Origin of the sequence: Providencia sp. M-27 (genome assembly GCF_011077905.1) — a bacterium.
Classification (GTDB): domain Bacteria; phylum Pseudomonadota; class Gammaproteobacteria; order Enterobacterales; family Enterobacteriaceae; genus Providencia; species Providencia huaxiensis.
Map to the genome: position 1 here is coordinate 1 of NZ_JAALBT010000039.1, position 6,621 is coordinate 6,621.

Genomic DNA, 6,621 nt, shown 5'->3' on the forward strand with positions numbered 1-6,621 from the left:
ATCCCCTGGGCGAAATGCGCCTGGTAAGCAGAGTTTTTGAAATGTAAGGCCTTTGAATAAGACAAAAGGCTGCCTCATCGCTAACTTTGCAACAGTGCCTTATTACTCATATAAATCACCCTTTTAAAACAATACCCCTAAAGACTACTAGGGGGACTTAGATTATCAATAGATAATTGAACGCTTTTATATTGTATACGCAGTAAACTATGTATACACCGTTTACAGAGTATACATAGTTTATCACCTTATTCCTCTAGTTTGCTTTTTCTTGTTTTCTCTATCAAATTCTTTCTTGAAACTACTATCTAATCCCTTTTCTCTTGAGATATTAGATATGTTGTCAGCTAACTCTTTAAATACTTCTTTAAAGGCTTTAAAATCGCTTATACGGTCTTTTAAGAATCTTTTAGTAGATTGGTATATTAACTTAATTTCTTCTTTTAAATCGCCAATCTGGCTCTTTAAAGAAGTGTTTTCTTCATATAAATTATTATATCTTTTAACAAGATCATTATAATCATCAATATCTTTATCATTTTTATCTATCTGATCTTTTAATTCATTTTTTAGCTCTTTGTTTTCCTGGTAAACATCAGTTTCTAAAATAGCTGCTAATCTTCCCTCTGTTTTTTTCCCTTTTTTGATTTCTTTATTTAATTTTAAATAATCGTTTTCAGATAAAATTATATTGCCAGTCCATTGTCTAACTATTTCAGTTTTATTTTTTCCAAATAGAGTTTTTTCATCTGTTTCAATCTCTATATCTTCCATTTCTTTTATTGGTGTTATATCAAGTTTTTTATCAATTTGATTTTCTTTTGTGTAAGCTATTAGTTCATCTTTTTTTATTTGTAATTCTTTTTTTATTTCTAGTTCTTCTTCTTTTAATTTTTTAAATTCTGGAACAGTTAAATTTTTTCTTTCAGATCCTTTTTGTCCTCTTGCAATTTCAAATTGAAAATCTTGTAAGTACTTAGGCAATTCTTCTTGAACATCACGAAGAGCTTGTCGATTAAAAACTCTCTTAGCACTTAATTTATTATCTTTATCAAAGGGAACAATACCCATATGCATATGTGGAGTGCTTTCATCTAAATGAACAGTTGCATATCGAATATTTTTCTCTCCAAATTTTTCAGCAAAATAATCTTTTGACCTTTCAAAAAAATTCTCTATTTCACTTTCAGTTAGATTATCAAAAAAATCTTTATCACTTGAAATAATCCATTCATTAACTAAAACTGCATCTTTTCTAACTGCCCTTGTAGTTGATTTGTTTTCATTAATAAAATTTTCAATATCAGTTTTATAATTTTGAGTACGATCTACTAAATCATAATTCAGTTTTGAAAGAGAAGTATCGATGTCAGGATTTGAATGATTTTTTGTTTTTCTTTGATTATGGTTTCCAATTCCTACTAAATTTTCAGCTTTCATTTTTTGCATTCTAGCAACAATCATTGACATAAAAAACAACCCCTTTCTTGCTTTGTACGGGCACACCTTCCATGTAAAGTATAACACACTATACTTTATATTCATAAAGTGTGTGCTCTGCGAGGCTGTCGGCAGTGCCGACCAAAACCATAAAACCTTTAAGACCTTTCTTTTTTTTTCGTGAAAAAAGAAACAAAAAAACCCGACCTCTGCCACCTCAGCAAAGGGGGTTTTGCTCTCGTGCTCGTTTAAAAATCAGCAAGGGACAGGTAGTATTTTTTGAGAAGATCACTCAAAAAATCTCCACCTTTAAACCCTTGCCAATTTTTATTTTGTCCGTTTTGTTTAGCTTACCGAAAGCCAGACTCAGCAAAAATAAAATTTTTATTGTCTTTCGGTTTTCTAGTGTAACGGACAAAACCACTCAAAAATAAAAAGATACAAGAGAGGTCTCTCGTATCTTTTATTCAACAATCGCGCCCGATTGCAGTACAAATTTAACGGTCGTTCATCATGTTCTTATTTATCAGAGCTTGTGCTATAATTATTTTAAGTTTATAAGAAAGAGGATTATAATGAACAAAAAAAATATAAAAGACAGTCAAAACTTTATTACTTCGAAACGTAATATAGATAAAATAATGACAAATATAAGCTTAAATGAACATGATAATATCTTTGAAATTGGCTCAGGAAAAGGGCATTTTACCCTTGAATTAGTACAAAGGTGTAATTTCGTAACTGCTATTGAAATAGACCATAAATTATGCAAGACTACAGAAAATAAACTTGTTAATCACGATAATTTTCATCAGTAAATTTTCCGTCAGATAACATTCTTAATAATAAATCACCTTGCTCTGTTGAATGATATCCAATGACTACTGAGTGTTTTATAATTTCTTCTTCAGTTAATTCATTATACTTCTTGTTTTTGATAAGCTCGTAATCGTGAGAAGCAGGTGTATGAAAGTGAATCTCAGCTTTTTTTAGTTTTCCATATTTTTTTCTCATTTCTTCAAGTTCTTGATAGACATTGATGGCATTGAGAGATGCAGTTTCTAATCTTGCCAATTTTATCACCCCGTTATATTTTGCATTCAAATTTTGGATTTCTATATTTAATTCCATTTCTTCATTCGGACTTTTGAAAATTGTACCATGGAATAGTATGGAAATTAAGGGGAATAAAAAAGCCGATAACAACTGCTTGTTATTGGCTGCGAAAATGAGTTTCTTCTATATAATATAGAACTAACTATTGACCTTTATACTGTTTTCGTGTGCTTTAACTAATTTATAGAAACTAGTCTTTTTAACCCCGGCTTCCTGCATGGCTTCAACTGCTGTTAATTCTTTAGCTTTCCATTTTCTATAAACCTCTTTGAATTCATCTGAAACAACAACAGGGGACCGGCCAAATTGTATGCCATTTTGCAGCGCCAAGTCGATTCCTTCACGCTGCCTTTTCCGAATGCGCTCCCGTTCCTCTTCAGCCATCCACGAAAGAATCTGCAAAACCAAATCAGCAATAAAGGTTCCCATGCTGTCTTTGTATTGAGTCGTGTCCAATAATGGCATATCCAGCACCACAATATCCGCTTCAATATTTTTCGTTAGGTCATTCCACTCCTGGAGAATCTCTTCTTTGTTCCGGCCAAACCGATCCAGTGAGTGGATATATAAAATGTCGCCTTTTCGAATAATCCGTTTCAATAGTTGATAATTCGCCCGTTCAAAATTCTTTCCACTCTGCTTGTCCAAATAAATGTCCCGTTCAGTGATGCCGATTTTTCTCATGGCTTCCAATTGACGGCCTTCGTTTTGATCTTTGCTGCTGACACGTATGTAGCCAAATTTGCGATTTTCCATAATTCACCTCTAAGAACGATTCTTCCCCTTAATTATACCTGAAAAGCGTTCGTAAAAGTGTGTGCGATTTCGCGAACGTTCGTAAAGTGTTTTGATACGTTTACGAACGCTTTTTTCGGACCTTTTTAGCCTTTTTCAAAGCGTTCGTAAAAGTGTACTTTTACGAACGCTAATAAAGTGAGAAATCAAATGATATTAAAAGGTTTTCAAAAAGTTGAAGAAGAACTTAGCAAGAGGGTTTCAGATTATATAATTGAGGAGGGTTTTATGAAGCTGAACGCATTCCCGAATACTTTCAAGTTGTTCTCTAGAGAGACTACATAAATTAACTGCCAAAGACTACATTTTTAGAATGCCATAAACATCTTCAAGTATATATTTCATTAACTTACATTTGTATTTAGGGAGAATAAAAAATCCTCCCAATTATTATTGGAAGGATTATCTATTCATTTATACTAAATAAGAGTTTTTTGTCATTCGACAAACAAAACATCTAGTTAAACTGATTTAAAAAAAATGGATGACTAATCCTATATCTTAGTACTTTGAAACTTATTCATTTCAAATTAGAAGAATACAGATTAGTTAATTATCTTCCACCCAGTAGTCCATTCATATTTGAAGAAAATACTAGCATAATTGAGTTATCAAAATAATATTAATTGCATTAATATTATTTAAAAATTCACCTTATTATATCAGCTATATACCTTGTTCAATACTATTGGCTATTTTGATAATTACCATATAATTGACCACAAGCAGCGTCAATATCAATCCCAAATTGACTTCTAATTGTGACATGGATACCAGCAGACTTCAAAACTTTGTAAAAGGCTTCTACCTGCCCTTCGTTTGCTTCTCCATACATCTCAGGTGCACTTATTATAGGATTGTATCGTATCAAATTTACATGATATAACTTCCCTGATTTATAGCGACTTTTAAGAAGGCTAACAACTTCGTTTGCATGCTCAAGAGAATCATTTACACCAGGCAACATGATATAAGCTATATATACTTTCCTTGAAGTTAATCTTATATGTTCATCGAGTATATTCATTACCTCATCTATTGGGTATCTATCATTTATTGGCATCAATTTGCTGCGTTCCTCACTATAAGGTGAGTGTAATGAAAATGTAAGATTTACTTGAGGATATTCCTGGGTTATTTTTTTGATACTAGGTATAATACCAATCGTTGATATAGAAAGTCTACGAGGACTTAATGCAAATAAATTAGGATCCGTAAACGAATCAAGAGCATCAAATACTTTACGGTTGGCTAGAGCTTCACCCATTCCCATAAAAGAAATGCTATCAATTTGATGACCTAATAAATGGAAGTATAAAACTTGATCTGTTATCTCATCTACAGTTAGGTTTTTTTTCAATCCAATGTCGCCTGTAGCACAAAATTTACACCCAAAATTACATCCGCATTGTGATGATATACAAAATGACTCCCAACCTGCTTTATACTTCATGTTTACCGTTTCTACTCTCTCATTCTTTGATACTTCAAAAAGCACTTTCGTAACTTGCTCTGAATTTTGCTCTGCTAAGAGCTTGATATTCAAAACTGTTTCTCCAAAATTATTTATTAAATCCTCCCTAAGTAATTTTGGAAGAACCTTCATATCCTCAAATCGACTAATTCTTTGTTTAAAAATCGCATTGGTTATTTGTTTTATTCTATAATCAGGCTCATTATTACTTCTTAAAAATTCCTGTATTTTACCATACTTTGTTTTATTATTAAAATTCATTTCTTTCATCCTTTCACAATTTGTCTACAGATTAATAATTATTCTTTATTATACAGATCTCCATATAATTTTTGAATTTGGTTTTTTCTTTTTTATTTATCCCATTACCAACTTTTTTTTCCATTTCCTTTTTTTCAAATTCTAGTTTTAATGCTTCTATTTTTCTATTAGAAATCAAAGTTAATTGTTGTTGTTGATCTAAAAGTTTTTCTAAATTTGCTCTTGATTTATTCGCTTCTTCTAACTGCTCTTCTAGTACCTTTATCAGTTTATCTTTGCTTGTTTCTTCTGCTGTACGGTGCTGTTCATTCGTTGTACACTTGCTGTACACTCTTTATTGTCAATTCGTACATCAAATTCTTCTGCTAATTTCAAAAAAGCTTGGTGATTATACTCCAGAGGTTCATTTTCATAAGTTCTTGTATCTTCATTAATAGCTTTAATTTCAAGCTTTTCAAGTCTTCTTCTTACTTTTTGTCTTGGTTGATTTAATTCATCACATAAGTTTTTTATTGTATAAATTTTCTCCTTCATATGCCACCTCACTTATAAATCATTGTATCATAACGCTGTACAGATTGCTGTACGTTTCGTTGTACACTTTAGTACGGTGCTGTACACTTTAATTTAGATACTTATATACTGTTGTACGACTGATTCCTAAATTTCTAGCTATTTCTGTTGGAGAATGCTCAGGATTATCTTCTAAATATTCCCTAACAAGACTCTCTTTTGAAGGTCTACCTACTTCTACTTCTCCCATCTCTTTAAGTAATTCTAATTGTCCTCTTGCAAGTTTTAAATGTTGATCTTGTTTTCTATAATTTCTTTTGTTTTTTTCAATAGGGATATCTGTTAATTTTACAATGTCATCAATGGTAAAATTATAATATTGTCTGTCATAGGTTTCTAAAGCTGATTTAATATCATCTTCTTCTAAAGGATTAGAATGTTCTATTTCCTTTAATTCATCAAAAATTTTATACATATCTTCTCGAACTTCATTTTTTGGAATATTACACTTTACAGCATAAATTGCCATACACATCAAATAAAAATAACGATGTCCACCTTTAACTTTATAAGACTGTCTTAACCACCAATCATAAAGATCTCTCTTTATATCCCATCTTTTAGCTCTCTTATCTCCTTGAACAATTACTCTCTCATACCACTCAGGAAACTTCTCTTCTGCTTCTTCTAAACTATATTGAGTTGGTCTAAATCGCTTATTTATATCTACTCTATTTTTTTCTTCATCTGCATAAGAATTAATATAATCTAAAGTAACTCTCTCTCCAGTTTTAAAAGCCTTTACTGGTAAGTCATATTTATCATTTCTAGAACCAACCATTCTAAAACCTTGATTGATTGACTGATACTGTATCTGTTTTTCTTGAGAAGTTGCCTTATACTCCCACATTTTAAAGGTTAAAGGCACTGTTGCAAATAGTCGGTGGTGATAAACTTATCATCCCCTTTTGCTGATGGAGCTGCACATGAACCCATTCAAAGGCCGGCATTTTCAGCGTGAC

Annotated in this window: 8 protein-coding genes and 1 pseudogene; 2 read left to right on the forward strand and 7 right to left on the reverse strand. The window is 31.6% G+C overall.

The features are described 5' to 3' along the window. Positions 1-243: 243 nt before the first annotated feature. Positions 244-1,470: a MobV family relaxase gene (gene mobV, locus G6Q48_RS21525; RefSeq protein WP_012779614.1), complete on the reverse strand. Its 1,227-nt coding sequence runs from the start codon at positions 1,468-1,470 to the stop codon at positions 244-246. A gap of 104 nt (positions 1,471-1,574) precedes the next feature. Here mobV and G6Q48_RS21530 point away from each other — a divergent pair, with 104 nt between their 5' ends. Both G6Q48_RS21530 and G6Q48_RS21535 read left to right on the forward strand, forming a co-directional pair. Continuing rightward, the gene (locus G6Q48_RS21530; protein ID WP_165439131.1) at positions 1,575-1,874 is read left to right on the forward strand and encodes a hypothetical protein; all 300 of its coding nucleotides are present in this window, start codon (positions 1,575-1,577) and stop codon (positions 1,872-1,874) included. A 141-nt stretch (positions 1,875-2,015) separates the two neighbouring features. Continuing rightward, positions 2,016-2,249 (forward strand): annotated as a pseudogene (locus tag G6Q48_RS21535) (rRNA adenine N-6-methyltransferase family protein); the annotation flags it as partial. Here the strand turns inward: G6Q48_RS21535 and G6Q48_RS21540 are convergent. The 6 genes from G6Q48_RS21540 to G6Q48_RS21565 all read right to left on the reverse strand — a co-directional run bounded on the left by G6Q48_RS21540 (position 2,233) and on the right by G6Q48_RS21565 (position 6,440). Next, on the reverse strand, positions 2,233-2,571 hold the full coding sequence (locus G6Q48_RS21540) for a hypothetical protein (RefSeq protein WP_015639705.1): 339 nt from the start codon (positions 2,569-2,571) through the stop codon (positions 2,233-2,235). The pseudogene G6Q48_RS21535 and the gene G6Q48_RS21540 sit on opposite strands and share 17 nt — an antisense overlap. Before the next feature lie 123 nt (positions 2,572-2,694). Next, positions 2,695-3,312: a recombinase family protein gene (locus tag G6Q48_RS21545; RefSeq protein ID WP_015639704.1), complete on the reverse strand. Its 618-nt coding sequence runs from the start codon at positions 3,310-3,312 to the stop codon at positions 2,695-2,697. Between the two features lie 724 nt (positions 3,313-4,036). After that, positions 4,037-5,086 (reverse strand): 23S rRNA (adenine(2503)-C(8))-methyltransferase Cfr, encoded by a 1,050-nt coding sequence (cfr, locus tag G6Q48_RS21550; RefSeq protein ID WP_159290284.1) that lies wholly within the window; start codon positions 5,084-5,086, stop codon positions 4,037-4,039. A 31-nt stretch (positions 5,087-5,117) separates the two neighbouring features. Continuing rightward, positions 5,118-5,417, reverse strand: coding sequence for a DUF536 domain-containing protein (locus tag G6Q48_RS21555; RefSeq protein ID WP_015639707.1), 300 nt, complete (start codon positions 5,415-5,417; stop codon positions 5,118-5,120). Continuing rightward, positions 5,351-5,620: a hypothetical protein gene (locus G6Q48_RS21560; protein WP_124724886.1), complete on the reverse strand. Its 270-nt coding sequence runs from the start codon at positions 5,618-5,620 to the stop codon at positions 5,351-5,353. Before G6Q48_RS21560 ends, G6Q48_RS21555 begins: the two co-directional genes overlap by 67 nt. 88 nt (positions 5,621-5,708) lie before the next feature. Then, entirely contained in the window at positions 5,709-6,440 is a 732-nt protein-coding gene (locus G6Q48_RS21565; protein ID WP_166268356.1) for a helix-turn-helix domain-containing protein, read from the reverse strand. Positions 6,441-6,621 lie beyond the last annotated feature (181 nt).